Origin of the sequence: Lelliottia sp. CFBP8978 (assembly GCF_034046055.2) — a bacterium.
GTDB lineage: Bacteria > Pseudomonadota > Gammaproteobacteria > Enterobacterales > Enterobacteriaceae > Enterobacter.
Genome location: NZ_CM188253.1, coordinates 2,499,996 through 2,526,063, shown reverse-complemented (window position 1 = coordinate 2,526,063; position 26,068 = coordinate 2,499,996). Strand labels below are relative to the sequence as shown.

The 26,068-nt window shown below is 54.7% G+C and carries 26 protein-coding genes; 13 read left to right on the top strand and 13 right to left on the bottom strand.

The features are described from left to right. Window positions 1-166: 166 nt before the first annotated feature. The 3 genes from sdaA to pabB form a co-directional block, all read right to left on the bottom strand. Complete coding sequence (gene sdaA, locus SOM82_RS11940) at window positions 167-1,531, bottom strand: L-serine ammonia-lyase (RefSeq protein ID WP_320461071.1); 1,365 nt, start codon at window positions 1,529-1,531, stop codon at window positions 167-169. 183 nt (window positions 1,532-1,714) lie between these two features. Next, on the bottom strand, window positions 1,715-2,293 hold the full coding sequence (locus tag SOM82_RS11935) for a CoA pyrophosphatase (protein WP_320461072.1): 579 nt from the start codon (window positions 2,291-2,293) through the stop codon (window positions 1,715-1,717). A gap of 3 nt (window positions 2,294-2,296) precedes the next feature. Then, entirely contained in the window at window positions 2,297-3,655 is a 1,359-nt protein-coding gene (gene pabB, locus SOM82_RS11930; protein WP_320461073.1) for an aminodeoxychorismate synthase component 1, read from the bottom strand. 61 nt (window positions 3,656-3,716) lie between these two features. Here pabB and SOM82_RS11925 point away from each other — a divergent pair, with 61 nt between their 5' ends. Then, complete coding sequence (locus SOM82_RS11925) at window positions 3,717-3,902, top strand: YoaH family protein (protein WP_154125736.1); 186 nt, start codon at window positions 3,717-3,719, stop codon at window positions 3,900-3,902. 5 nt (window positions 3,903-3,907) lie between these two features. Here the strand turns inward: SOM82_RS11925 and SOM82_RS11920 are convergent, their stop codons facing one another. Next, a complete protein-coding gene (locus SOM82_RS11920) occupies window positions 3,908-4,252 on the bottom strand; it encodes a RidA family protein (protein ID WP_320461074.1) in 345 nt (114 codons plus the stop codon). A gap of 130 nt (window positions 4,253-4,382) precedes the next feature. Here SOM82_RS11920 and yoaA point away from each other — a divergent pair, with 130 nt between their 5' ends. From yoaA to rnd, 5 genes are all read left to right on the top strand, one after another. After that, on the top strand, window positions 4,383-6,293 hold the full coding sequence (gene yoaA, locus SOM82_RS11915; RefSeq protein WP_320461075.1) for a DNA repair helicase YoaA: 1,911 nt from the start codon (window positions 4,383-4,385) through the stop codon (window positions 6,291-6,293). Window positions 6,294-6,358: 65 nt separating this feature from the next. Then, window positions 6,359-7,054: a tRNA (adenosine(37)-N6)-threonylcarbamoyltransferase complex dimerization subunit type 1 TsaB gene (gene tsaB, locus SOM82_RS11910; RefSeq protein ID WP_320461076.1), complete on the top strand. Its 696-nt coding sequence runs from the start codon at window positions 6,359-6,361 to the stop codon at window positions 7,052-7,054. 37 nt (window positions 7,055-7,091) lie between these two features. After that, complete coding sequence (locus SOM82_RS11905; RefSeq protein ID WP_154125733.1) at window positions 7,092-7,673, top strand: Slp/YeaY family lipoprotein; 582 nt, start codon at window positions 7,092-7,094, stop codon at window positions 7,671-7,673. A 203-nt stretch (window positions 7,674-7,876) separates the two neighbouring features. Further along, window positions 7,877-9,562 (top strand): long-chain-fatty-acid--CoA ligase FadD, encoded by a 1,686-nt coding sequence (fadD, locus tag SOM82_RS11900; protein WP_154125732.1) that lies wholly within the window; start codon window positions 7,877-7,879, stop codon window positions 9,560-9,562. A gap of 72 nt (window positions 9,563-9,634) precedes the next feature. Further along, a complete protein-coding gene (rnd, locus tag SOM82_RS11895) occupies window positions 9,635-10,762 on the top strand; it encodes a ribonuclease D (RefSeq protein WP_320461077.1) in 1,128 nt (375 codons plus the stop codon). 51 nt (window positions 10,763-10,813) lie between these two features. Here the strand turns inward: rnd and minE are convergent, their stop codons facing one another. Genes minE through minC form a run of 3 tightly spaced genes read right to left on the bottom strand, consistent with a single transcriptional unit; the run spans window position 10,814 to window position 12,630 of the window. Further along, window positions 10,814-11,083: a cell division topological specificity factor MinE gene (gene minE, locus SOM82_RS11890; RefSeq protein ID WP_010432714.1), complete on the bottom strand. Its 270-nt coding sequence runs from the start codon at window positions 11,081-11,083 to the stop codon at window positions 10,814-10,816. Between the two features lie 3 nt (window positions 11,084-11,086). Continuing rightward, window positions 11,087-11,899, bottom strand: a complete 813-nt coding sequence (gene minD, locus SOM82_RS11885) for a septum site-determining protein MinD (protein WP_100779834.1) — start codon at window positions 11,897-11,899, stop codon at window positions 11,087-11,089. Window positions 11,900-11,922: 23 nt separating this feature from the next. Further along, entirely contained in the window at window positions 11,923-12,630 is a 708-nt protein-coding gene (gene minC / locus SOM82_RS11880; RefSeq protein ID WP_320461078.1) for a septum site-determining protein MinC, read from the bottom strand. A 124-nt stretch (window positions 12,631-12,754) separates the two neighbouring features. On the opposite strand from minC, the gene SOM82_RS11875 reads away from it, so the two are divergent. From SOM82_RS11875 to ycgN, 3 genes are all read left to right on the top strand, one after another. After that, window positions 12,755-13,030 (top strand): YcgL domain-containing protein, encoded by a 276-nt coding sequence (locus tag SOM82_RS11875; RefSeq protein WP_320461125.1) that lies wholly within the window; start codon window positions 12,755-12,757, stop codon window positions 13,028-13,030. Between the two features lie 47 nt (window positions 13,031-13,077). Continuing rightward, entirely contained in the window at window positions 13,078-13,737 is a 660-nt protein-coding gene (locus tag SOM82_RS11870) for a fumarylacetoacetate hydrolase family protein (RefSeq protein ID WP_320461079.1), read from the top strand. Window positions 13,738-13,831: 94 nt separating this feature from the next. Beyond that, the gene (ycgN, locus tag SOM82_RS11865) at window positions 13,832-14,275 is read left to right on the top strand and encodes a cysteine cluster protein YcgN (protein WP_320461080.1); all 444 of its coding nucleotides are present in this window, start codon (window positions 13,832-13,834) and stop codon (window positions 14,273-14,275) included. 89 nt (window positions 14,276-14,364) lie between these two features. On the opposite strand, the gene dsbB is transcribed toward ycgN, so the two are convergent. Then, a complete protein-coding gene (gene dsbB / locus SOM82_RS11860; protein ID WP_154125726.1) occupies window positions 14,365-14,895 on the bottom strand; it encodes a disulfide bond formation protein DsbB in 531 nt (176 codons plus the stop codon). A gap of 144 nt (window positions 14,896-15,039) precedes the next feature. Further along, window positions 15,040-16,578: a sodium/proton antiporter NhaB gene (gene nhaB, locus SOM82_RS11855; RefSeq protein WP_320461081.1), complete on the bottom strand. Its 1,539-nt coding sequence runs from the start codon at window positions 16,576-16,578 to the stop codon at window positions 15,040-15,042. Between the two features lie 201 nt (window positions 16,579-16,779). Between nhaB and fadR the strand changes: the two genes are divergently transcribed. After that, window positions 16,780-17,499, top strand: a complete 720-nt coding sequence (gene fadR / locus SOM82_RS11850) for a fatty acid metabolism transcriptional regulator FadR (RefSeq protein ID WP_320461082.1) — start codon at window positions 16,780-16,782, stop codon at window positions 17,497-17,499. Window positions 17,500-17,550: 51 nt separating this feature from the next. Here the strand turns inward: fadR and SOM82_RS11845 are convergent, their stop codons facing one another. Next, window positions 17,551-19,083, bottom strand: coding sequence for a SpoVR family protein (locus SOM82_RS11845; protein ID WP_154125724.1), 1,533 nt, complete (start codon window positions 19,081-19,083; stop codon window positions 17,551-17,553). A gap of 323 nt (window positions 19,084-19,406) precedes the next feature. On the opposite strand from SOM82_RS11845, the gene SOM82_RS11840 reads away from it, so the two are divergent. After that, on the top strand, window positions 19,407-20,705 hold the full coding sequence (locus SOM82_RS11840; protein WP_320461083.1) for a D-amino acid dehydrogenase: 1,299 nt from the start codon (window positions 19,407-19,409) through the stop codon (window positions 20,703-20,705). Between the two features lie 12 nt (window positions 20,706-20,717). Beyond that, window positions 20,718-21,788 (top strand): catabolic alanine racemase DadX, encoded by a 1,071-nt coding sequence (gene dadX, locus SOM82_RS11835; protein ID WP_320461084.1) that lies wholly within the window; start codon window positions 20,718-20,720, stop codon window positions 21,786-21,788. A 117-nt stretch (window positions 21,789-21,905) separates the two neighbouring features. Here dadX and SOM82_RS11830 read toward each other — a convergent pair whose 3' ends face one another. The 3 genes from SOM82_RS11830 to ldcA form a co-directional block, all read right to left on the bottom strand. Continuing rightward, window positions 21,906-22,367 (bottom strand): lysozyme inhibitor LprI family protein, encoded by a 462-nt coding sequence (locus tag SOM82_RS11830; RefSeq protein ID WP_320461085.1) that lies wholly within the window; start codon window positions 22,365-22,367, stop codon window positions 21,906-21,908. A 199-nt stretch (window positions 22,368-22,566) separates the two neighbouring features. Beyond that, window positions 22,567-24,300 (bottom strand): potassium/proton antiporter, encoded by a 1,734-nt coding sequence (locus SOM82_RS11825; protein WP_320461086.1) that lies wholly within the window; start codon window positions 24,298-24,300, stop codon window positions 22,567-22,569. Between the two features lie 97 nt (window positions 24,301-24,397). Beyond that, window positions 24,398-25,312: a muramoyltetrapeptide carboxypeptidase gene (ldcA, locus tag SOM82_RS11820; RefSeq protein WP_320461087.1), complete on the bottom strand. Its 915-nt coding sequence runs from the start codon at window positions 25,310-25,312 to the stop codon at window positions 24,398-24,400. A gap of 111 nt (window positions 25,313-25,423) precedes the next feature. Here ldcA and emtA point away from each other — a divergent pair, with 111 nt between their 5' ends. Next, the gene (gene emtA / locus SOM82_RS11815; protein ID WP_320461088.1) at window positions 25,424-26,035 is read left to right on the top strand and encodes a membrane-bound lytic murein transglycosylase EmtA; all 612 of its coding nucleotides are present in this window, start codon (window positions 25,424-25,426) and stop codon (window positions 26,033-26,035) included. Window positions 26,036-26,068: the final 33 nt, after the last annotated feature.

Genomic DNA, 26,068 nt, shown 5'->3' with positions numbered 1-26,068 from the left:
GGAAAATTCGCCCATCCGTTGCAGATGGGCGTATAGCCGTCATACTTCAAGCCGCAGGTGCGTTGATTGCCCTCGTTCACCCCAGTCACTGACTCAAATCAGCTCCCGGAGATTCTCGCTTGCCGCCTTGCTGCAACTCGCCGTATTTAGCGTGTAGACACGGTACTTAGTCGCACTGCACCTTGATAGCCAGACCGCCGCGCGAAGTTTCACGATACTTGGCGTTCATGTCTTTGCCGGTTTCGTACATGGTTTCAATGACTTTATCCAGCGACACGCGTGGCTCGCTGGTGCGGCGCATCGCCATGCGCGAGGCGTTGATCGCTTTCACGGAGGCGATAGCATTACGCTCGATGCACGGTACCTGCACCTGGCCGGCGACCGGATCGCACGTCAGACCAAGGTTATGTTCCATGCCGATTTCCGCTGCCACGCAAACCTGTTCCGGGCTGGCACCCAGCAGTTCAGACAGGCCCGCAGCCGCCATCGAGCAGGCCACGCCTACTTCACCCTGGCAGCCCACTTCGGCCCCTGAGATGGACGCATTCATTTTGTACAATGCGCCCACCGCACCTGCTGCGAGGAAATAGCGGATGTAAATATCGGGCGTCACCGGCTCGATAAAGTGATCGTAGTAGGCCAGCACTGCCGGAACGATACCGCATGCACCGTTGGTCGGTGCCGTCACAACGCGGCCACCGGCGGCGTTCTCTTCGTTGACCGCCAGCGCAAACATATTCACCCAGTCCACCACATTCATCGGGTCGTTGGAGAATTTATCGGTGGTGACCAGCATACGACGCAGGGCAGAAGCACGGCGCGGAACGCGCAGTGGACCCGGCAGTACGCCTTCCGTGTTGATCCCACGATCGATACAGGCCTGCATGGTCTGCCAGACATTGGCGAAATAGTCTTCGATCTCTTTTTTGCTGTGCAGCGCCAGTTCGTTTTGCATCACCATGCCAGAGAGCGACAGGCCGGTTTCTTTGCAATAGCCCAGCATCTCTTGCGCGGATTTGAACGGATAAGGGACATTGACGTCGCCGACAGCGTCTTTACCAAAATGCTCTTCATCGACGATAAAACCACCGCCGATAGAGTAATAGGTTTTGCTGTAGATCACTTTATCGCCGTTGAAGGCGTGGATCTGCATGCCGTTTTCGTGCAGCGATAAGTTATCACTACGGAAGCGCATCCCGTCGTCCTGCGGGAAATCGACCTCATGCTGACCGTTAGCCAGCAGCAGGCGACCGCGCGTTTCGACGTCACGAATAAACGCCGGAATGGCGTCAATATCTACAGTGTCCGGCATGTTTCCTGCCAGACCCATAATAATGGCGATGTCGGTGTGGTGGCCTTTACCCGTTAAAGAGAGCGAACCGTACACATCGACGGCCACGCGGGTAACGCTTTCCAGTAATCCTTTTTCGACCAGATCATCGACGAACTGTTTACCGGCCTTCATCGGCCCTACAGTGTGGGAAGAAGATGGACCAATCCCCACTTTGAACATGTCGAATATACTAATCACTTTCTCACTCCTGACAGGGTTACCGGGGTTCCAGTAACGATGTTATAACTGCGCATAGTGTAAGAGGGAACCGGGATCACAGTGGAACTATTCACATGAATTAAACTAATGAATAACCCCTGTTTTACTAATGATGCGATGCCTCTCGCAAACCCGCAGAAAAAACCGGAATGTAAAGTATAGTCAAGGCTTCAGGCCGATTTGCAGCGCCAGCTCACGGATAATGCCCGCCGTCATGCCCCAGACAAAATAATGCTGATACCACGATAACCATATCCGATGATCGTGCCCACGACGCTGAATATCCAGAGGATGATAGCGCCCCAGGCGCAGGGCTTCGGCCAGCGGCATTTCAAAAACCGCTGACACTTCGTCTACGTTCGCGTGATAGCGCAGATTCGGCGGGATAATGCCCACGACCGGCGTCACCTGAAAACCGGTCACACTGTCCACCGGGGGAAGCACGCCGATAACGTCCACTGACTCGGGGGGAATAGCCACTTCTTCCTGCGCCTCTCGCAGCGCGGCAGCAATTAACGAGGCGTCCGTCGCATCGACCGCCCCGCCAGGGAAAGCAACCTGACCGGCGTGTTTACGCAGATGAGACGATCGTTTCGTGAGTAACAGGCCCGGCTGTTCGCGTCGTACCACCGGTATCAGTACCGCAGCCTGCCGGCTGTTCAGCGCCTCGCGATTGACCTGCGGACGCAAAAGCTGAAAACGCGACAAAAAATTATCCAGGCTCAGATCGTGGGTATCCACCAGTTAACTCTCCAGTTGTTGCAGGATGCGGTTCACTTTATCAAATGTTTCCTGATACTCGGCCTGGACCCTGCTGTCTGCCACAATCCCTCCGCCCGCCGAGCAATACACCTGCCCGTCACAGGCCGTCAGGGTGCGGATGGTAATGCTGGTATCCATCGTGCCGCAAAAGCTGAGGTAACCGATGCTGCCACACCACGCATTGCGGCGATGAGGCTCCAGTTCGTCGATGATCTCCATCGCGCGCACTTTGGGCGCACCGGTGATCGAACCGCCAGGAAACGCCGCGCGCAGTAAGTCGCAGGCGGAACGCGTAGCCGGAAGCCGGGCCGTAATCGTACTGACCAGATGATGGACCGCCGGAAACGGCTCCACGACAAACAACTCGGGAACGCGAACGCTACCCGGGACCGCCACGCGCCCAATGTCGTTACGCATCAGATCGACAATCATCAGATTTTCCGCGCGATCCTTAGGAGAAGCGGCGAGTTTTTCCGCCTGCATTCGGTCGGCGTCTGGCGCTTCCAGGCGCGGCAGGGTGCCTTTAATCGGACGCGTTTGAATCACGCCCTCTGCCAGGTGAATAAAGCGCTCGGGCGACACGCTCAGGATCGCGCCCTGTTCGAGGCGCAGGAACGCGCTGAATGGCGCGCGATTGCTGGCGTTGAGACGTCTGAAAGCCTGCCACTCATCTCCCTGATAAGATGCCTGGAAACGCTGGGCGAGATTCACCTGGTAGCAATCGCCACTGTGCAGATAATCCTGCACTTTTGCGAATTTATCGGCATAGTCCCCGGCGCTCATATTGGAGCGCCAGGCGGATGTCAGTGTAAAATCCGACGTCGGAGCAGGCTGCTGGGCCTGAAGCCAGGCCAGTCGCGCGTCCGCATCGTTGTGGCTCAACAGCGAGACGGTTTGATGGCGATGATCGACAATCAAAGCCCAGTCGTAGAGCCCGACAGCCATATCCGGCAGCGTGATATCACGCTGTGCGTTATCGGGTAAAGTTTCAAAACGGCGACCCAAATCGTAGCCAAAAAGGCCCAGCGCACCGCCCTGAAAAGGGAGGTCCGGATGAGGGTTAGCAGGCAGCGCCAGCGCGGCAATTTCCTGCTCAAGCAATGACAGGGGATCGTCGCCAGAAATCCGGACGCCATTGGCCGAAATTTGCGTGGTTTCGCCGTGGGTGACCAGCGTGGTTAACGGGTCAGCAACGAGGATATCAAAGCGACTGTACGGATGCTCCGCATGTCCTGAATGCAACAACATTGCCCAGGGGAGCGCGCTAACGCGTGCAAACCAGAATTCGGCGGCATCTTGACGCCACGGTAACGAAATGATAGTGGGGGATAACGGGTTCATGTGTGGCATACTACCGGGCAGCGTGAAGTTATTAGCGCAGATAATTTAGCAGGAGTTAACGATGTTTGCAGGTTTACCTTCCCTCAGTCACGAACAGCAGCAAAAAGCGGTAGAGCGAATTCAGGAGCTGATGTCCCAGGGGATGAGCAGCGGACAAGCCATTACTCTGGTCGCACAAGAAATTCGCGCCACCCACACCGGCGAGCGGACAGTGGCGCTTTTTGAGGACGATGAAGACGAAGAGTAATCGGGTTATACCGCCGCGATTATCTTAATCTCTACCTTATACTGCGGTTTCATCAGCGTGGCCTGTACCGTACAGCGTACAGGCGCGTGACCCGCGACTACCCAGGCGTCCCAGGCTTTATTCATTGCCGCGAAATCGTCTTTATCAGCCAGGAAAATAGTGGCATCCAGAATGCGTGATTTGTCGCTGCCCTGTTTTTCCAGCACTGCATCAATCTGCACCAGAGTATTGGCCGTTTGCTCAAACGCCTCTGCGTCCAGATTTTCCGGTACGCCAGTGTAATAGAGCGTCTGATTGTGAATCACAACATCAGACCAGCGGGCTTCGGCATCAATGCGCACAATAGTCATAAACTTTTCCTCGTTATTTTCCGTTGCAGGTCGCAAGACTGCCATAATGTTCCGTCAACGTCTATTTCGACTGGCACAGGAGAAGACAGGCTGACATAATCCCTGTGTAAAAATACAGTGAGAGAGAAACGTGGCAGACGATTTTTCAGAAGAGGGTCAGTTAGCACAGGCGATCCCCGGTTTCAAACCGCGTGAGCCGCAAAGGCATATGGCGGAGGCGGTGACCCGCGCCATCAAAAACACGCAACCGCTGGTCGTTGAGGCGGGAACAGGCACCGGGAAGACCTACGCGTATCTGGCGCCAGCGCTGCGTGCCAAAAAGAAAGTGATCATCTCGACGGGCTCGAAAGCGTTGCAGGATCAGCTCTACAGCCGCGATCTGCCTACGGTGGCAAAAGCGCTGAAGTACAAAGGGCGTATGGCGTTACTCAAAGGGCGCTCCAACTATCTGTGCCTCGAACGTCTTGAGCAGCAGGCGCTGGCGGGGGGCGATCTTCCGGTGCAAACCCTTAGCGATGTCATCATTTTGCGCGCCTGGGCGAACCAGACCGTTGACGGGGATATCAGCACCTGCGCCAGCGTCGCCGAGGACTCGCAGGCGTGGCCGCTGGTGACTAGCACCAACGACAACTGCCTCGGCAGCGACTGCCCGCTGTATAAAGATTGTTTCGTCGTCAAAGCGCGTAAAACCGCGATGGACGCGGACGTGGTGGTGGTGAACCACCATCTTTTTCTCGCCGATATGGTGGTCAAAGACAGCGGTTTTGGGGAGTTAATTCCCGAAGCTGAAGTCATGATTTTCGACGAAGCCCATCAACTGCCTGACATCGCCAGCCAGTATTTCGGACAGTCGCTCTCCAGCCGTCAGTTGCAGGATCTCGCCAAAGATTTCACCATTGCCTATCGCACTGAATTAAGAGATACCCAGCAGTTGCAAAAATGTGCCGACCGCCTGGCGCAAAGCACTCAGGATTTCCGTATGCAGCTGGGGGAGCCGGGTTTTCGCGGTAACCTGCGTGAGCTGCTGGCCGACAGCAATATTCAGCGTGCGCTATTGCTTCTCGATGACGCGCTCGAGCTCTGCTACGACGTGGCCAAATTGTCGCTGGGCCGCAGCGCGTTGCTGGATGCCGCCTTCGAACGAGCCACGCTGTATCGCACGCGTCTCAAACGTCTCAAAGAAATTAACCAGCCGGGTTTTAGCTACTGGTATGAATGTACTGCGCGGCAATTCACGCTGGCGCTGACGCCGCTGACCGTCGCAGACAAATTCAAAGAAGTGATGGCGCAAAAGCCCGGGAGCTGGATATTCACCTCCGCGACGCTCTCGGTGAACGACGATCTGCACCACTTCACGGAGCGACTGGGTATTGAGCAGGCTGAGTCGTTGTTGCTGGCCAGTCCGTTTGATTATCAGACGCAGGCGCTGTTGTGCGTGCCGCGCAATTTGCCGCTGCCTAACCAGCCCGGCGCCGCGCGTCATCTGGCGGCGATGCTTAAACCGATGATCGAGGCCAACAATGGTCGCTGCTTTATGCTCTGCACGTCGCACGCCATGATGCGCGATCTGGCCGAGCAGTTTCGGGCCACCATGACTCTGCCGGTGCTGTTGCAGGGCGAAACCAGCAAAGGCCAGCTGCTGCAGCAGTTTGTGACCGCCGGGAACGCGCTGCTGGTCGCCACCAGCAGCTTCTGGGAAGGGGTCGACGTGCGCGGCGATGCGCTCTCACTGGTGATCATCGACAAACTGCCGTTTACCTCGCCGGACGATCCGCTGCTGAAAGCGCGCATGGAGGACTGCCGGCTGCGTGGCGGCGATCCGTTTGACGACGTACAGTTACCTGATGCCGTCATTACGCTGAAGCAGGGCGTCGGGCGATTGATTCGTGATACCGATGACCGCGGCGTGCTGGTGATCTGTGATAACCGTCTGGTGATGCGGCCTTACGGCGCGACATTCCTTGCCAGCCTTCCGCCAGCGCCGCGCACGCGGGATATTAATCGGGCCGTGCGTTTCCTGGCGAACCCAACGGCGGAGTAATTTGCCGGGGAGTGTGCTAAGATGCGCGCCATTTTGTGACTGACCATTGCGAGAGCGCGAGACCCATGCGAATTCTGGCTATTGATACCGCTACAGAGGCCTGCTCCGTTGCCCTGTGGGATAACGGTAACCTCTTTGCCCATTTTGAAGAGTGCCCCCGGGAACATACCCAACGTATTCTGCCGCTGGTGAAAGAGATCCTCCACCAGGGCAACACCACCTTAACTGAACTTGACGCGCTGGCGTTTGGCCGCGGGCCAGGCAGCTTTACCGGCGTGCGTATTGGCATTGGCATTGCACAAGGCCTGGCGCTGGGCGCTAATCTGCCGATGATTGGTGTCTCAACGCTTGCCACCATGGCGCAGGGTGCATGGCGCAATACCGGCGCTACACGCGTGCTGGCGGCGATTGATGCGCGCATGGGTGAGGTCTACTGGGCCGAATATACCCGTGATGAGCAGGGCATCTGGCACGGTGAAGAGACCGAGTCGGTGCTCAAACCGGACGCTGTTGCTGAACGGTTGAAGCATCTTTCTGGTGAATGGGCTACTGTCGGAACCGGGTGGGTAGCCTGGCCGGAGATGGCTAACGAAAGCGGTCTGACGCTGGTAGATGGCAAAGTGTTGCTCCCGGCCGCAGAAGACATGCTGCCGGTTGCCTGTCAGTCGCTGGCGGCGGGAAAAACCGTTGCCGTTGAACAGGCGGAACCCGTTTATTTACGAAATGAGGTGGCCTGGAAGAAACTTCCGGGCAGGGCGTGAATCTCAGTAATAAGCACTGAGAAAAGGGAGTCGCATCATGGCGGTTCAAACTAAAGCTGTACGCCTTATCATGGCGGGCGTTGTGGCCGTGGCGTTAAGTGGGTGCGTTACTGTACCTGACGCGATCAAGGGAAGCAGTCCCACTCCGCAGCAGGATCTGGTGCGGGTGATGAATGCGCCTGAGCTGTACGTCGGCCAGGAAGCCCGCTTCGGCGGTAAAGTGGTTGAAGTCTCTAACCAACAGGGCAAAACTCGCCTTGAAATTGCGACAGTGACGCTGGACAGCGGAGCACGGCCTCAGCTGGGCGAACCCTCCCGCGGGCGTATTTACGCCGACGTGAACGGTTTCCTCGACCCGGTTGATTTTCGTGGTCAACTGGTGACGGTCGTTGGGCCGATTACCGGTACTGTGCAGGGGAAAATTGGCAACACGCCTTATAAATTTATGACCATGCAGGCAACGGGTTATAAACGCTGGCGCGTGACGCAGCAGGTAATGATGCCGCCGCAGCCGATCGATCCCTGGTTCTGGGGCCCTCATCCTTACCGCTATGGTTACGGTGGGTGGGGCTGGTATAACCCAGGCCCGGCACAGGTTCAGACAATCGTTACAGAATAACTCACTGTTTTTATTAGATAAGAGACAGCGGCTCAGCCGCTGTCTCTGTTTTTTACGGCTATAACACAAAAAAAAGAGTGACGCGCTTCGCAACCTTAAATCTGAACAATTAATAAACTGGTACGCTGAGTTAATATAATGTTAACGAACTGTTTATTATCGGGGTTGTGATGACGACGAACACTCATTTCAGAGGTGATGCATTGAAAAAGGTTTGGCTTAACCGTTATCCCGCAGATGTTCCTGCGGAGATCAATCCTGACCGTTATCAATCCCTGGTTGAATTATTTGAGCACTCCGTCACGCGCTATGCGGATCAGCCTGCGTTTGTGAACATGGGCGAAGTCATGACCTTCCGCAAACTCGAAGAGCGCAGTCGGGCATTTGCCGCATATTTGCAGGAAGGACTGGGCCTGAAGAAAGGGGACCGCGTGGCGCTGATGATGCCCAATCTCCTTCAGTATCCGGTCGCGCTGTTCGGGATTTTGCGTGCTGGCATGATCGTGGTAAACGTAAACCCGCTGTATACGCCGCGTGAGCTTGAGCATCAGTTGAATGACAGCGGCGCGGCGGCGATTGTGATCGTCTCCAACTTCGCCCATACCCTGGAAAAAGTGGTCGATAAAACGCAGGTTCGCCACGTTATCCTCACCCGCATGGGCGATCAACTTTCGACGGCCAAAGGGACACTGGTTAACTTCGTCGTCAAATACGTTAAGCGTCTGGTGCCGAAATATCATCTGCCGGATGCAATCTCGTTCCGCAGTGCCTTGCACAACGGCTATCGTATGCAATACGTGAAGCCGGAAGTGGTCGCAGAGGATCTGGCCTTTTTACAATACACCGGCGGGACGACCGGCGTGGCTAAAGGTGCGATGCTGACCCACCGCAACATGCTGGCGAACCTTGAACAGGTCAATGCCACCTATGGCCCGCTGTTGCATCGTGGCAAAGAGCTGGTGGTTACGGCGCTGCCGCTGTATCACATTTTCGCGCTCACCATGAACTGCCTGCTGTTCATCGAACTCGGCGGACAAAACCTGCTGATCACCAACCCGCGTGATATTCCGGGGCTGGTCAAAGAGCTGGCGAAATACCCGTTCACGGCGATGACCGGCGTGAACACGCTCTTTAATGCTTTACTGAACAACAAAGAGTTCCAGCAGCTGGATTTCTCGACGCTGCACCTCTCGGCAGGCGGTGGAATGCCGGTGCAACAGGCGGTGGCAGAACGCTGGGTCAAACTGACCGGACAATATCTGCTTGAGGGCTACGGCCTGACGGAGTGTGCTCCGCTGGTCAGCGTTAATCCTCACGATATTGATTATCACAGCGGCAGCATTGGCCTGCCTGTGCCATCGACCGAAGCGAAGCTGGTGGATGACGAGGGCAATGAAGTTCCGCATGGCGAGCCGGGTGAACTGTGCGTAAAAGGCCCGCAGGTTATGCTGGGCTACTGGCAGCGTCCGGACGCCACGGACGAGATCATCAAAGATGGCTGGCTTTACACCGGCGATATCGCAGTGATGGACGATGAAGGATTTTTACGCATCGTGGACCGCAAGAAAGACATGATTCTGGTCTCCGGTTTTAACGTTTATCCTAACGAGATAGAAGACGTGGTGATGCAGCATAACGGCGTGCAGGAAGTGGCCGCGGTTGGCGTGCCTTCCGGCAGCAGCGGGGAAGCGGTGAAAATCTTCGTGGTCAAAAAAGAGGCGTCTCTCACCGAGGATGAACTGATTACCTTCTGTCGTCGCCAGCTCACAGGCTATAAAGTGCCGAAGCTGGTGGAGTTCCGCGATGAACTGCCAAAATCGAACGTCGGAAAGATATTACGACGAGAATTACGTGACGAAGCGCGCGCCAAAGTGGACAATAAAGCTTAAGCTTCGAGTGAGTCGTTCTGGACGCCGGTTTAGCCGGCGTTTTTTATGGACGCAACCTAAAGAGAAACCGTTTTGAATTACCAGATGATCACAAGCAACGACGAACTGGCTTCGCTGTGCGATGTCACCCGCGACTTTCCTGCCATCGCCCTGGATACCGAGTTTGTCCGCACGAGAACCTACTATCCGCAGTTGGGTTTGATCCAAATGTACGATGGGAAGAAGGTCTCCCTGATCGATCCGCTGGGCATCACCGACTGGACGCCGATGCGCGAACTGTTGCTCGACACAGCCGTCACCAAATATCTGCATGCCGGCAGTGAAGATCTGGAAGTGTTCCTCAACACGTTCGGCGTGATGCCTGAGCCCTTAATTGATACGCAAATTCTGGCTGCGTTTTCAGGCCGTCCGCTGTCATGGGGATTTGCTGCCATGGTGGAAGAGTACACCGGGATTGCACTGGACAAGAGCGAATCACGCACCGACTGGCTGGCGCGTCCACTGACAGAACGCCAACTGGACTACGCCGCCGCTGATGTATTTTACCTGCTGCCGATTTGTGGCCAGCTGATGAAAGAGGCGGAAGAAGCCGGCTGGCTGGATGCGGCGCTCAACGAATGCCGAATGACACAGCAGCGCCGTCAGGAAGTGGTCGACCCGAAAGACGCCTGGCGCGATATCACCAATGCCTGGCAGCTACGCACGCGTCAGCTTGCCTGTCTGCAACTGCTGGCCGACTGGCGTCTGCGTAAAGCACGCGAGCGCGATCTGGCGGTCAACTTTGTGGTGCGTGAAGAGCATCTCTGGGCGGTCGCGCGGTATATGCCGGGCAGCATGGGCGAACTGGACAGCATTGGTCTGTCCGGGAGCGAGATCCGTTTCCACGGTAAAACGCTGCTCGCACTGGTGGCGAAAGCGCAACAACTGCCGGATGACGAGCTGCCTGAGCCATTGCTGAATCTGATGGATATGCCTGGCTATCGTAAAGCGTTCAAAGATATCAAAGCGCTGGTGCTGGAAGTGGGGGCTGAAAACAAAGTGAGCCCGGAACTGCTGGCTTCACGTCGTCAGATCAATCAGTTGCTGAACTGGCACTGGAAGTTAAAACCGCAAAACGGCTTGCCGGAACTGATTGCAGGCTGGCGCGGGGAGTTGATGGGCGAACGTCTGAAAGCCCTGCTGGCAGACTATCCGCAGTAAGAAATTTGCCGGGTGAGCGAAGCGCCACCCGGCATTGACACGATCATATCGCTATGGACGTGACTCTTCGGCTTCTGGCAGCGTGACGTTCAGCTCCAGAATCGAAATATCTCCGTCCTTCTGCTCCAGCTGCACGGTGACCATTTCCGGGTCGATCTGTACGTATTTACAAATCACTTCCAGAATGTCTTTGCGCAGCTGCGGCAAGTAGTGCGGTTCAGCATCGCTGCGGCGACGTTCCGCGACGATAATTTGCAGTCGCTCTTTTGCGATGTTGGCGGTGCTTTTTTTCCGCGAGAGAAAAAAGTCCAGTAATGCCATAACTTATCCTCCGAACAGGCGTTTGAGGAAACCTTTCTTCTCTTCTTCAATGAAGCGGAAAGGACGTTCTTCTCCCAGCAGACGATCAACGGTATCGGCGTAGGCTTTACCCGCGTCTGCCATGGTGTCGAGGATCACCGGCTCACCCTGGTTTGAGGCACGCAACACGGATTGATCTTCCGGGATGACACCCACCAGTTTGATGCGCAGGATCTCGAGCACGTCTTCCATGCTCAGCATATCACCTTTGTTCACGCGACCCGGATTGTAACGGGTTAGCAGCAGGTGCTCTTTAATCGGGTCCTGGCCATTCTCCGCACGGCGGGACTTGGACGCGAGGATCCCCAGAATTCGGTCGGAGTCGCGCACAGACGACACTTCGGGGTTGGTGGTGATGATTGCTTCATCGGCAAAATAGAGTGCCATCAGCGCACCGGTCTCGATACCCGCAGGGGAGTCACAGACCACGAAGTCAAACTCCATTTTCTTCAGTTCGTCGAGCACTTTTTCCACGCCTTCGCGGGTCAGTGCGTCTTTATCACGCGTCTGAGAGGCGGGGAGAATAAAGAGGTTCTCAGTGCGCTTATCTTTGATCAGCGCCTGGTTTAACGTGGCATCGCCCTGAATCACGTTGACGAAATCGTAAACCACGCGACGCTCGCAGCCCATGATCAGGTCGAGGTTACGCAGGCCAATATCGAAATCAATAACAACAGTCTTCTTTCCCTTCTGGGCCAAACCAGTAGCGATGGCCGCGCTGGAGGTGGTCTTGCCAACGCCTCCTTTACCCGAAGTCACAACAATAATGCGTGCCATAGAAATTCCTTGTTAAAAAGGGATCAATTCAACGGTTGAACAGTCAAAGCGTTCTCTGCCAGACGCAGACGCGCCGCTTTGCCATAAAATTCGGCTGGAATTTTGTCACTCAGCCAATATTCCCCTGCGATAGAAACCAGTTCTGCCGTCAGGTGGGTACAAAAAATTTGCGCATCCCGATCGCCACTGGCACCGGCCAAAGCGCGACCTCGCATCATACCGTAGACATGGATATTGCCATCGGCAATCAGCTCAGCGCCAGCGCTAACGTGGCTTGTAACAATCAGATCACAGTTTGGTGCATAAATGCGTTGACCGGAACGAACCGGCACATCAATCATTCGCGTTTTTGTGACAGGTGTAACATTCTGCGCAGGCGGTGGGGGAGTTGGTGTATCCCTGGACCCGGAACGGGTGGTTTTTTCTTTACCTTCATTGAGAAGAGGAAGACCCGCGCGCTCAATTTCGTCTTTCAGTCGCGCATCTTTACAGCCGCTAATCCCGACGATACGAAGCCCCGTCGAGGAGACAGCCTGTTGAAGATGCTGCCAGTTAACAGGCGCTTGCAGGCCACTGACGTTCACGACTACAGGGGCATGTTTCAAAAAAGCGGGCGCCTGAGCGATTTTGTCTTCTAACGCCTGACGAATAACCTCGGGTTTTGCATCATGCAAATGAACCACTGATAAGGTGAAGCTACTGCCTTTAAGCTCGATGGGCGTGTTTGACATCCTGGCCTTACTCAATTTGCTGTTAATCGCAGCACAATCGTTGCGATATTCCGAAGAGTATCAGGCATGTTATAGTCACTGGTATATTGAGGCAAGCAACCACCCGTTAATTCAGAGTAAAAACATGTTTTGTGTGATCTATAAAAGTAGTAAACGCGACCAGACTTATCTTTATGTCGAAAAGAGAGACGATTTTTCTCGTGTACCTGAAGAGTTGATGAAAGGCTTCGGTACGCCGCAGCTGGCGATGCTTCTGCCGCTGGATGGTCGCAAACAGCTGGTGAACGCCGATCTGGAAAAAGTGAAAACAGCGCTGAAAGAACAGGGCTATTATTTACAGCTTCCGCCACCTCCAGAGAATTTATTAAAACAGCATCTCGAAGGTAGCGGGAAAAAATAACCCCGGTCAATGCCGTGGGTGACATATCAACCGTTTAGGGGACGAGCATGTATCAACATCACAACTGGCAAGGCGCATTACTGGATTATCCTGTGAGCAAAGTGGTCTGCGTGGGCAGTAACTATGCGAAGCATATTCAGGAAATGGGCAGTGCCGTGCCAGAAGAACCCGTGTTGTTTATCAAGCCGGAAACCGCACTCTGCGATATCCGTCAGCCGCTGGCGCTGCCACAAGGCCTGGGGTCGATCCATCATGAAGTTGAGCTGGCGGTGCTGATTGGCGCGACGCTGCGTCAGGCCTCGGAAGAGCATGTACAGAAAGCCATCGCAGGCTACGGTATCGCGTTAGATCTGACGCTGCGTGATGTCCAGGGCAAAATGAAGAAAGCCGGACAACCGTGGGAAAAAGCGAAAGGGTTTGATAACTCATGCCCGATCTCCGGATTTATCCCGGCGGCAAAATTTAACGCCGACCCGCAAAATACGCCGCTCAGCCTGAAGGTTAACGGCGATGTACGCCAGCAGGGCAGTACCGCGGATATGATCCATAAAATCCTGCCGCTAATCGCCTATATGAGCCGCTACTTCACCCTTAAACCGGGCGATGTCATTCTCACCGGCACCCCGGAAGGCGTAGGACCACTCGCCAGCGGTGACGAGCTTGAAGTCGGTTTTAACGGCCAGTCGGTGAAAACTCGCGTGCTGTAAAATCCTGTTGCCGCCTTTTTATCGGCGGCAAAACTTGCATCCACGTGCCAGACTCGTTATAAGGTGCGCTTTCTTCTGACGTGTGGACATCCCTATGAGCGAAATCCCTTTCTGGCAAAGCAAGACTCTCGACGAAATGACCGACGTGGAGTGGGAATCGCTGTGTGACGGCTGCGGGCAGTGTTGTCTGCATAAGCTGATGGATGAAGACACCGACGAGATCTATTTCACTAACGTTGCCTGTAAACAGCTGAACATCAAGACCTGCCAGTGCCGTAACTACGAGCGCCGTTTCGAGTACGAGCCGGATTGCATCAAGCTGACTCGCGATAATTTACCCACCTTTGAGTGGCTGCCGCATACCTGTGCGTATCGCCTGCTGGCGGAAGGGAAAGGGCTGCCGGACTGGCATCCGCTGCTGACGGGTTCAAAAGCGGCGATGCATGGAGAACGTATTTCGGTACGCCATATTGCGGTCAAAGAATCGGAAGTGCAGGACTGGGAAGATCATATTCTGAATCATCCCAAACGTGCATAAACAAAAAACCCGCCGGAGCGGGTTTTTTGTTGGGGTTGTGCGGCTGATGCCCTTACCCCGGCCCTCTCCGACAGAGAGAGGGAAAAGACTTACCTGCCAAACAAATCGCGTTTTTTCGGTTTGAAGGGCTGGGCAATCAGTACCAGCAGCGCCACCACGAAGTAGGCGACAAAAATACCCACCAGCCACTGCGGCATCTCCAGCGTCAAAAATTCCCACTGACGCACAGAACAATCACCGGAAGCGACGAACACCTGCGGCAGCCATTTGTCCAGCGGTAACCAGCTCGGGAAGCGCGCCGCAAAATCACAGGTCAAAAACGGCGACGGATGCAATTGCATCATGGTGTGCTGCCAGGCAAGCTCAATGCCTTTCCAGGCGCTGTACAGCCAGATGGCAATCCCGGCATAGCGTAAAGGCGATTTCGGCGCAATGGCACCGACCAGCCCCGCGCCCATAATGCCGAAAAGCGCGCAACGTTCGTAAATACACAACACACAAGGTTTCAGCAACATCACATGCTGGAACCAAAGCGCTACCATTTCCAGCGCAAAGGCGGTCAGGGCCATCAACAACCACGCTCCGCGACCGCGAGAGCACTGGTTCAAATATCGCAACATAATTATATCCCTGGGACAGGCGTAGAAAGCGCAGTGTAAACCAAAACGATTTAAGCGCCAGATGCTCCTGGCAAAATAAAGCGTAAATGGATGTTTATCATGCAGAAAGTCAAACCGGATGGCGAACCACCCGGTTTCCGGGGCTTAATGCGCCGCCAGTATACCTATTTGCATTAACCATTGCGTATAAGGAATGAGTGTAAATTTGACGCACAGCAAGCCAACGAGGGTTAAGACCAGCGTATAAGGCAGCGCCATCCATACCATTCTTCCATATGAAAGTCTTATCAGCGGCGCAAGTGCCGAAGTCAGCAGGAACAGAAACGCCGCCTGACCGTTTGGCGTGGCGACAGATGGCAGATTGGTGCCGGTGTTGATCGCCACCGCCAGCAGCTCAAACTGGTTGATGCTAATAGCGCCGTGTTCCAGGGCCGCTTTGGCCTCGTTGATATAGACCGATCCGACGAAAACGTTGTCCGATATGGACGACAGCAGACCATTGAACAGATAGAAAAGGGAAAGCTGAGAATCGGGCGATGCCTGTAGAACAAACTCAATCAACGGCGAGAAAAGCTGCTGATCGATGATGACCGCGACGATGGCAAAAAAGACGGCCAGTAGGGCGGTAAAAGGCAACGCCTCCGTAAACGCTTTGCCAATGGCGTGTTCGTCTGTCACGCCCGTGAAAGAGGTGGCCAGAATGATCACCGACAGGCCAATTAATCCCACTTCCGCCAGGTGAAATGCCAGCGCGACAATCAGCCAGACGCCAATAATGCCCTGCGCAATAAGTGCCAGCTTCTCCTGACGGGTGAGCTGGCTGCGGTTGTTGAGATCGTACTCCTGCAGAATGTCACGCACCGCGCTGGGGAGCTGTGCGCCGTAACCAAAGCTTTTGGTTTTTTCCAGCAGGAAGCAGGTGATCAAACCGCAGATGAAGACCGGAACACTCACCGGGGCGACGCGCAGGAAAAATTCAGTAAAATTCCAGCCGGCCGCTTTGGCGATAATCAGGTTTTGCGGCTCGCCGACCATCGTCATGACGCCGCCGAGTGCAGTCCCGACCCCCGCGTGCATCATCAGGCTGCGCAAAAAGGAGCGGAATTGTTCCAGAGTTTGACGTCTTTGCCCGTCAAGCTGGCTGTCGTCCTGCAGATCGTCATGGTTCTGAGCCGACGCGACCCGGTGATAGATAGTGTAAAAACCGACGGCCACGCTAATGACCACCGCAACGACCGTCAGGGCATCGAGAAACGCCGAGAGAAACGCGGCCGCAAGACAAAAAGAGAGCGCCAGTACCGTTTTGGAACGAATGCTCAGCAACAGCCGCGTAAAGATAAACAGCAAGAGCTGTTTCATGAAATAAATACCTGCCACCATGAACATCAGTAACAGTAATACTTCGAGATTGGTGGCCAGTTCGTGTTTCACCCGTTCCGCGCTGGTCATGCCGACCATCACGGCCTCTATCGCCAGCAGCCCTCCAGGCAGGAGCGGATAGCATTTCAGCGCCATCGCCAGGGTAAAGATAAACTCTGCCACCAGCAGCCATCCGGCAACAAACGGATGAAAAATAAACACCAGGGGATTAATAATCAAAAAAGAGAGCAATGTCAGCTTATACCAGTCAGGAGACTGGCCTAAAAAATTGCGCCACAAAGCGCGGCCATAAGATATTTCCACGAGAGACTTCCTTCTCCGCCAACGTTAAGCAAAACATTATTATACGCACATAATTGAGGAATAATGGTCACCGACCAGGCACGGGTATTTGATAAAAATGAAACGGCGATCCCTTTTTTCCCTTCTTGCCGCGCTACCTGCGTCTGCAAGCCTCTGGTATGATGAGTCCATTAGTTAAAGCTGTGTAATGGAAATCTCACTATGGTCATAAAGGCGCAAAGCCCGGCGGGTTTCGCTGAAGAGTACATCATTGAAAGTATCTGGAATAACCGTTTTGCTCCAGGGACCATTCTTCCTGCTGAACGCGAACTCTCTGAACTAATTGGCGTGACTCGTACGACTCTACGCGAAGTTCTGCAACGTCTGGCGCGTGATGGCTGGTTGACGATTCAGCACGGCAAACCGACCAAAGTGAATAACTTCTGGGAAACGTCGGGTCTGAATATTCTTGAAACGCTCGCACGTCTCGATCACGAGAGCGTTCCACAGCTCATTGATAACCTGCTGTCGGTACGAACCAACATTTCCACGATCTTTATCCGCACCGCGTTCCGCCAGCATCCGGAGAAAGCGCTGGAAGTTCTCGCCACGGCGTCGGCCGTTGACGATCATGCGGATGCTTTCGCGGCGCTGGATTACAACATTTTCCGTGGTCTGGCATTTGCCTCTGGCAACCCGATCTACGGGCTGATCCTCAACGGGATGAAAGGCCTGTATACGCGCATTGGTCGCCATTATTTTGCCAATCCCGAAGCCCGCAGCCTGGCGCTGGGCTTCTATCATAAACTGAGCGAACTGTGCACCGAAGGCCTGCACGATCAGGTCTATGAAACCGTGCGTCGCTACGGCCGCGACAGCGGCGAGATCTGGCATCGGATGCAAAAAAATCTGCCCGGTGATTTAGCGATCCACGGGCACTGACAGTAAAAAGCCTCTCGAATGAGAGGCTTTTTTTTGCCCGCCACCGTTGTGCTACAGGGCGTTTGGCCGGGCCGGGCAGCGCTCCAGTAATTCCACGCTACCATCTTCGTTTTGCTGCTCCATCAGCACATCAAAGCCCCACAGCCGATGAACATGCTTAAGGACCTCTTTACGCCCTTTATCCAGCGGAGCGCGGTTATGCGGAATATAACGCAAGGTGAGGGAGCGATCGCCGCGTAAATCCACATTCCAGACCTGAATATTAGGTTCCAGATTGCTCAGATTATACTGGGAGGAGAGGCGCGAGCGGATCTCCCGATACCCTTCCTCGTTATGAATGGCCGAAATTTCGAGATAGTTATTTCGGTCGTCATCGAGCACGGTGAAGAGGCGGAAATCACGCATGATTTTTGGCGACATAAACTGGCTGATAAAGCTTTCATCTTTAAAGTCGCGCATCGCGAAATGCAGGGTGTCGAGCCAGTTGGAACCCGCAATATCCGGGAACCAGTATTTGTCTTCATCCGTCGGCGACTGGCAGATGCGTTTGATGTCCTGGAACATCGCAAAGCCCAGCGCATACGGATTAATACCGCTGTACCACGGGCTGTTATACGGCGGCTGAAACACCACGTTGGTATGGCTGTGCAGGAACTCGAGCATAAACCGCTCGGTCACTTTCCCTTCGTCATACAGATGGTTAAGGATGGTGTAATGCCAGAAGGTTGCCCAGCCTTCGTTCATCACCTGAGTCTGTTTTTGCGGGTAGAAATACTGACTCACCTTACGCACAATGCGCAAAATCTCACGCTGCCACGGCTCCAGTAGCGGCGCATTTTTTTCCATAAAATAGAGCAAGTTCTCCTGCGGTTCGGAGGGGTAGCGGCGTGCCTCGGCGACGGTCTTCTCCTCCTCGCGTTTTGGCAGGGTTCGCCACAGCATGTTCACCTGGCTTTGCAGATACTCCTCGCGACTTTTCTGGCGAGCTTTCTCCTCCTGCAGGGAGATTTTTTGCGGGCGTTTGTAGCGATCCACGCCGTAATTCATCAGCGCATGGCAGGAGTCGAGCAGTTTCTCTACTTCGTCCACACCGTAGCGCTCTTCACATTCGGTAATGTATTTACGGGCGAAAATCAGATAATCGACAATCGAGCTGGCATCGGTCCAGCTGCGGAACAGATAGTTATTTTTGAAGAATGAGTTATGCCCATAGCAGGCATGCGCCATCACCAGCGCCTGCATCGTGATGGTGTTCTCCTCCATCAGATAGGCGATACACGGATTGGAGTTGATGACGATCTCGTATGCCAGCCCCTGCTGGCCGTGTTTGTAGAGGCGCTCGGTCTCGATGAATTTTTTGCCGAATGACCAGTGCGGATAGTTAATCGGCATCCCGATGCTGGAATAGGCATCCATCATCTGTTCTGAGGTAATCACTTCGATCTGGTGAGGATAGGTATCCAGGCGATACAGTTTCGCTACCCGGTCAATTTCTGCCAGGTAGACATCCAGCAATTCAAAGGTCCAGTCGGGTCCATCGCTCAGACGTGTGCTGTCCTTGTTCATGGGGTCAATTGTAGCCATTAGCGCGCCCTCATTGTTGGGAGCCCTCTCTGTCTGGAGAGCCTCATTTCAAGCATAGAACAACGCATTCAAAAGCGTGCTGGCGCAGAAATTTTTTTCTTTGCGATTTCCCGTTTTTGATACCGCATAAAAAGGATGTGATACAGAATTTTGTGCTGGTTAAAAATAACGCGCAGCAGGAGATCCCAAATAAGCCCTGTCGCCCTGGCGTAGGGGAGGTGTGAGGTAAGTCACCATAAAAAAGTCGTATGTTGAATAATATTTTCAACTAGGTTATCAATCTGTAATTAGAAGATTGTTCTTTTGCACATAATGGAGTGACTATGCGTGTTGTCATACTGGGAAGCGGTGTCGTTGGCGTAACCAGCGCCTGGTATCTGAGTCAGGCCGGGCATGAAGTGACGGTCATCGATCGTGAAGCCGGTCCGGCACTTGAAACCAGCGCGGCGAATGCCGGGCAGATCTCCCCCGGGTATGCAGCACCATGGGCTGCGCCGGGTGTCCCGCTGAAAGCGATTAAATGGATGTTCCAGCGCCATGCGCCGCTGGCGATAAGCCTCGATGGCACGCAGTTTCAGCTCAAATGGATGTGGCAGATGCTGCGCAACTGCGACACCCGACATTACATGGAAAACAAAGGGCGAATGGTGCGGCTTGCGGAATACAGCCGCGACTGCCTCAAAGCGCTGCGCAGCTCCACCGGCATCGAGTATGAAGGGCGTCAGGGCGGCACGTTACAGCTGTTCCGTACGGCCCAGCAGTATGAAAACGCCACCCGCGATATTGCCGTGCTGGAAGACGCCGGCGTGCCGTATCAACTGCTTGAGGCAAGCCAGCTTGCGCAGGTCGAACCCGCACTGGCGGAGGTCTCGCATAAGTTAACGGGCGGGCTACGTCTCCCCAATGATGAAACCGGCGACTGCCAGCTCTTTACCCAACGTCTGGCGCAGATGGCGGAACAGGCCGGCGTCACGTTCCGCTATAACACCTCTGTCGACAAGCTGTTATACGAAGGCGAGAAAATCTACGGCGTGAAATGCGGCGATGAAGTGATCAAAGCTGATGCCTATGTGATGGCCTTCGGCTCTTACTCCACGGCGATGCTGAAAGGCATTCTCGATATCCCTGTCTACCCCCTGAAGGGCTACTCGCTCACCATTCCGGTGAAAGAGGACAGCGGAGCGCCAGTTTCAACTATCCTTGATGAAACCTACAAAATCGCCATTACCCGCTTTGATAACCGTATTAGGGTGGGGGGGATGGCTGAAATCGTGGGCTTTAACACGGAATTGCTGCAACCGCGCCGCGAGACGCTGGAGATGGTGGTTCGCGATCTCTTCCCGCGCGGCGGGTTGGTCGAAGAGGCCACATTCTGGACCGGATTGCGTCCAATGACGCCGGACGGCACGCCGATTGTGGGTCGTACGCCGTTCAGGAACTTATGGACCAACACCGGGCATGGCACCCTTGGCTGGACGATGGCCTGCGGATCAGGACAATTGCTCAGCGATTTGATCTCGGGCCGAACCCCGGCGATTCCGTTTGATGATTTAAGCGCCGCGCGCTATCAATCTGGTTTTTCGCCTTCTCGCCCGCAGCATCTGCATGGCGCGCATAATTAACAAGGAGTCGTCATGTCACGTCCTATTCTGGCTCAGCTGGATTTGCAGGCCCTGAAAAATAACCTGCAAATTGTCCGCCGTGCTGCGCCAGGCTCTCGCGTATGGTCGGTGGTGAAAGCCAACGGCTACGGCCACGGAATTGAGTCCATCTGGAGTGCGCTGAACGCCACAGACGGTTTTGCCTTGCTTAATCTGGAAGAAGCGATTCTGCTGCGCGAGCGCGGCTGGAAAGGGCCGATTCTGCTGCTGGAAGGGTTCTTCCACGCCGATGAACTCCCGCTGCTGGACAAATATCGCCTCACGACCAGCATTCACAGCAACTGGCAGATAAAAGCGCTACAAAATGCAAAACTGCAGGCGCCGCTGGATATCTATCTCAAAGTCAACAGCGGTATGAATCGCCTTGGCTTCCAGCCTGACCGCGTCCATACGGTCTGGCAGCAACTTCGCGCCCTGAAAAACGTCAGTGAAATGACCCTGATGGCCCACTTCGCTGACGCCGAGAAGCCGGAAGGGATCGCGGATGCTATGGTGCGTATCGAACAAGCCGCGGAGGGGCTGGAATGCCCTCGCTCGCTGTCGAACTCCGCGGCGACGCTCTGGCATCCAGAGGCCCATTACGACTGGGTGCGCCCGGGAATCATCCTCTATGGCGCGTCGCCGTCCGGTCAGTGGCAGGACATTGCCAACAGCGGGCTGAAACCCGTTATGACGCTGCGCAGTGAAATTATCGGTATTCAAACGCTAAAAGCTGGCGACACGGTGGGCTATGGCAGCCGCTATCGTTCGACCGGTGAACAGCGCATTGGCATTGTGGCGGGCGGATATGCTGACGGCTATCCACGTCTCGCGCCAACCGGCACGCCCGTGTGGGTCGATGGCGTGCGTACCGGCACCGTTGGCACGATTTCAATGGATATGATGGCGGTGGATTTAACCCCTTGCCCGCAGGCCGGTATCGGCTCGCCGGTCGAACTGTGGGGTAATGAGGTGAAAGTGGACGATGTAGCCTCCGCGGCAGGAACGGTGGGGTATGAACTATTGACCGCACTCGCGCCAAGAGTCCCCGTTGTGACGGTGTAACGGACCATAAGCAAAAGGCAACCGTCAGGTTGCCTTTTTAGCGTGTGCTCTCTGCGGGTCCTGCAGTCCAGCCGTATTAATGGATAACGGCCAGGGGAAAGAAAGAGTGAGTAACCTTCAGCCCTCTGAAAGATCGGGATGTACCATCCTGATTTCTTCTATACGCCTGATTGCCATATTGACCTGGCAGCTTAAAGCTATTGAGCCGTAGCCATCAACACCTTCAGCCCCTGCGCTGGCAGCCTGGCAATAGGCCTGGCGATACTTGAGCCACAATGATTGACTAAGAATAAATGATTTCTTCATCTCTTCGCGTCGCTCTTTATCGCCCATCCACCATTGGTTGTCATCGTTATTTGAAATCTCTTTTAATTTATTCTGGTATTCGTCATTTAACTCTTTTTCTGTTCGTTTACTTAATGAACCCAGACACTCACTGTTAATATCACCGTTTTTGTCGGTGCATGCATCCACATCATTGTTTTTGATAATGGTCGCTGAATATAATTCAGCATGACTGTTTATCGCTAAAACGGACAGCACCACGCCAAAGATGCACAGCGAAAAACATCTCATCATCTCCTTAGACTCCTCACCCTTATTTCATTTCTGCGTCGGTCGCCGCTCAAAACAGGTTCATTTTTAAGATATTGTGCCGCCACCGGCCAGTCCAGTGGGAAGCCCTTGCCTTCTGCTTTGGCTGACCTGACAGGGTCTAAAATATTTTTCGCTTGCTGGATCCCCTCTCCCAGGGAGAGGGGGCCGCGCACAGTAAACGTTACTCTGATTCGTCTTCCATCGGGCGTACGCCAACTTTACGCACGGCGTTATCTTCTTTCTCGGCAACGGTCCAGATCATGCCTGCAAACTCCACCTGGTCACCGACTACCGGGGCGGCGCCCAGGAGCTGCTGGATGATCTCACCCAGGGTTTGCTGCTTGTCGCGATACTCCAGACCCTCATCAAGACCATAAATGAGCGCTACATCGGCAAACTTAGCACTGGCTTCCAGAATAAAATCACCAAAGAAGCGTTGATCCAGCGCGACCGGCGGCGACTGGCTGAACAGCTTACCCAGCGCGGGTAAATCGGTTTCGCGGCCAATCACGCACAGGATATCGCCTTCGCGCAGGCGCGTACTGCCCGTCGGATGAAGCAGGGCGTTATCGCGGAATAGCGCTGCAATCCGCGTTTCCGTTGGCATATGCAGGTCGCGCAGCGACGCACCTACGCACCATTTATCGGCGCTCAGCTGGTAGACGAACTGCTCCCACGGGTTTTCCGGATGAATATCCAGCCCGACGCGCGACACGGGTAATCCGACCGGCGGAACGACGACTTTGGCCTTTTTCGCAGCCCATCCGAGCGACGTGCCCTGGAACAGGAGCGACACCAGCACCACGAAAAACGCCACGTTAAAGAACAGCCGTGCGTTATCCAGTCCCGCCATCATCGGGAAGACGGCAAGAATGATTGGCACCGCGCCGCGGAGTCCCACCCAACTGATAAAGATGCGCTCGCGAAGATTAAACCCGCGAAACGGCAGCAGACCGGCAAAAACGGACAACGGACGGGCAAAGAAAATCATCCACGCCGACAGGATCAGCGCCGGAACGGCAATAGGCAGCAGATCGGATGGGGTGACCAGCAGGCCCAGCACCAGGAACATGCCGATTTGCGCCAGCCAGGCCAGCCCGTCAAAGTTCTGCAAAATAGCATGACGGTTACGAATAGGACGATTACCCAGCAGGAAGCCGCACAGGTAGACGGCTAATATGCCGCTGCCGTCCATTGCGGTGGTGAGGGCGAAGATCAGAATACCGCCGCTCAGCGCCAGCAACGGGTAGAGACCCGCCGGCAGTGAGATACGGTTGATCATCTGCTGCAGGAGATAGCCTCCTGACAAGCCGATCAGGATCCCCAGGCCAAACTGCTGCAGAATATGCCAGGCAAACATCCAGCTTAAGCCGGTTTCGTGCTGCTGAATCATCTCAATCAGCGTAATGGTGAGAAATACCGCCATCGGATCGTTGCTGCCGGATTCGATTTCCAGCGTCGAGCCGACACGCTCGTTCAGCCCTTTACCGCCAAGCAGAGAGAACACCGCGGCTGCGTCGGTTGAACCGACAATCGCCCCGATGAGCAACCCTTCCATAATATTCAGGTGAAACAGCCAGGCGGCCATCATGCCGGTCAGCCCGGAGGTGATCAGCACGCCAACCGTCGCCAGTGACAGCGCCGGACCCAATGCCACCCGGAAGGAGCTGGCCTGCGTGCGCATTCCGCCATCAAGCAAAATGACCGCCAGCGCGAGGTTACTCACCATGTAGGCGAAGGGGTAATTATCGAAAGGGATACCGCCGATGCCATCAATGCCCGCGAGCATGCCAATGGCCAGAAAGATAACAAGGATGGGTATGCCGAGACGCGAGGAAAATGAACTTAATAAAATACTACAGGTTACTAATACCGAACCCAGAATGAAAAGACTGATTATCGCTGCGGCATCCAATGTTGTCTTACTCCCACCTCAATGTTGTTACTGATAATAAAACCCTACCATATTAACGACAGAAACAGCGTTTAATTGAGGTGGTTTGATTGGTTTTTTATGCCTTTATGACCGGATGGCCGCTGATTGTTAACCGGCTCTCGCCCGTTTTGTGGGTCAGCGTCGCCTGCGCCCCGAGCGGAAGGGTGACAGTTTGCTGTTCATGACCAAATGACAGGCCGCCGATCACCGGAACAGTCACGCGTGAGCGCAGGTAATCGATCATCGTTTCCAGCGTGTACCCGGCATCGTAATCGTTCGGCGTCGCGCCACTAAAACTGCCCAGCACAATCGCCCGCTGGCGCGAGAGAACGCCGGCGTGGAGCAGTTGCAGTAACATCCGCTCGACGCGGAACGGATGCTCGTTGATATCCTCCAGCACCAGAATGCCGTTCTCAATATTGGGTAACCATGGCGTGCCGATAAGCGACACCAGCATCGCCAGATTGCCCCCCCACAGCTGGCCCTCGCAGTCGCATTGCGGACCGTCGCCCTGCCACTCAATGCTGAAGGAGTCGTTTTGCAACGCGCGCCAGAAATGCGTCTGGGTAAAATCATCCAGCGTAGGTGCGCCGAAATTACCCGCCAGCATCGGGCCGCTAAAGGTAATGACGTTGTGCAACGCCAGCAGCCCGAGTTGAATCGCCGTAAAATCGCTATGCCCGCAAATCAGCAGTGGATCGCGCTGCTGGCGTTTTGCCAGTCTCGCCCAGTCGATGGTTTCCAGTAAACGACTCGCGCCGTAGCCGCCGCGCACTGCCAGAATAATCTGGTTTTTGCCCGCCAGGGTGACCAGATCGTTGATATCAGCCACTCTTTGCTGCTCGGTACCAGCAAAACGCTGCAGACGGCGGGGGATGATCGTCTGATTCGCCACCCGATGGCCGGACGCCTCTAAACGCTCAACACCGCGCCAGGCGGCGTCCTGGTTGATGCAGTAGCCGGAAGGGGCGATCAGATGAAACTGAGACATGGCAATTCCTTGCTGAATGAGAAACTAAATGCCTATATCATGCCGCCTGTATGCTGTCTGCTTCAAGGGGCGGATGCGTAACCGCGATGATCGGCTATAAGGATAGATGACGTGAAATTGAGATGGTTTGCCTTTTTGATGGTGTTGCTGGCTGGCTGTAGTTCAAAACAGGACTACCAAAATCCGCCGTGGAATCCGGAAGTTCCTGTGAAACGTGCGATGCAGTGGATGCCGATCAGCGAAAAAGCCGGAAAGGCATGGGGCGTCAGCCCGCGGCTGGTCACGGCGATAATTGCGGTAGAATCCGGGGGGAATCCTTCGCTGGTGAGTAAATCGAATGCGGTCGGCTTAATGCAGCTTAAAGCCTCTACGGCAGGGCGGGAAGTCTATCGTTATATGGGCTGGAGCGGGCAACCGTCCACCAGCGAACTGAAAAACCCGGAACGGAATATCTCAATGGGCACCGCGTATTTGAGTATTCTGGAGCATGGCATCCTGAAAGGCATCGAGGATCCGGAAGTGATGCAATATGCGCTGGTGGTCTCTTATGTGAACGGGGCTGGCGCGCTGTTGCGCACCTTCTCATCGGATCGTAAAGAGGCCATTGAGGAGATTAACGGGATGGACAAAGACGAGTTCTTCGATCACGTCGTGAAGAATCATCCGGCACCACAGGCGCCTCGCTATATCTGGAAAGTCCAGAAAGCCATGGACGCCATGTAATGCCGTTGCCGGACAGCGCCTGGCTGTCCGGCG

Bases quoted from the DNA above. Each gene is read 5' to 3' on its own strand.
- pabB (WP_320461073.1), bottom strand. From the start codon at position 3,655: ATGAACCCGTTATCCCCCACTATCATTTCGTTACCGTGGCGTCAAGAT.
- SOM82_RS11925 (WP_154125736.1), top strand. From the start codon at position 3,717: ATGTTTGCAGGTTTACCTTCCCTCAGTCACGAACAGCAGCAAAAAGCG.
- SOM82_RS11920 (WP_320461074.1), bottom strand. From the start codon at position 4,252: ATGACTATTGTGCGCATTGATGCCGAAGCCCGCTGGTCTGATGTTGTG.
- tsaB (WP_320461076.1), top strand. From the start codon at position 6,359: ATGCGAATTCTGGCTATTGATACCGCTACAGAGGCCTGCTCCGTTGCC.
- SOM82_RS11905 (WP_154125733.1), top strand. From the start codon at position 7,092: ATGGCGGTTCAAACTAAAGCTGTACGCCTTATCATGGCGGGCGTTGTG.
- minE (WP_010432714.1), bottom strand. From the start codon at position 11,083: ATGGCATTACTGGACTTTTTTCTCTCGCGGAAAAAAAGCACCGCCAAC.
- minD (WP_100779834.1), bottom strand. From the start codon at position 11,899: ATGGCACGCATTATTGTTGTGACTTCGGGTAAAGGAGGCGTTGGCAAG.
- minC (WP_320461078.1), bottom strand. From the start codon at position 12,630: ATGTCAAACACGCCCATCGAGCTTAAAGGCAGTAGCTTCACCTTATCA.
- SOM82_RS11875 (WP_320461125.1), top strand. From the start codon at position 12,755: ATGTTTTGTGTGATCTATAAAAGTAGTAAACGCGACCAGACTTATCTT.
- SOM82_RS11870 (WP_320461079.1), top strand. From the start codon at position 13,078: ATGTATCAACATCACAACTGGCAAGGCGCATTACTGGATTATCCTGTG.
- ycgN (WP_320461080.1), top strand. From the start codon at position 13,832: ATGAGCGAAATCCCTTTCTGGCAAAGCAAGACTCTCGACGAAATGACC.
- dsbB (WP_154125726.1), bottom strand. From the start codon at position 14,895: ATGTTGCGATATTTGAACCAGTGCTCTCGCGGTCGCGGAGCGTGGTTG.
- fadR (WP_320461082.1), top strand. From the start codon at position 16,780: ATGGTCATAAAGGCGCAAAGCCCGGCGGGTTTCGCTGAAGAGTACATC.
- SOM82_RS11845 (WP_154125724.1), bottom strand. From the start codon at position 19,083: ATGGCTACAATTGACCCCATGAACAAGGACAGCACACGTCTGAGCGAT.
- SOM82_RS11840 (WP_320461083.1), top strand. From the start codon at position 19,407: ATGCGTGTTGTCATACTGGGAAGCGGTGTCGTTGGCGTAACCAGCGCC.
- dadX (WP_320461084.1), top strand. From the start codon at position 20,718: ATGTCACGTCCTATTCTGGCTCAGCTGGATTTGCAGGCCCTGAAAAAT.
- SOM82_RS11830 (WP_320461085.1), bottom strand. From the start codon at position 22,367: ATGATGAGATGTTTTTCGCTGTGCATCTTTGGCGTGGTGCTGTCCGTT.
- ldcA (WP_320461087.1), bottom strand. From the start codon at position 25,312: ATGTCTCAGTTTCATCTGATCGCCCCTTCCGGCTACTGCATCAACCAG.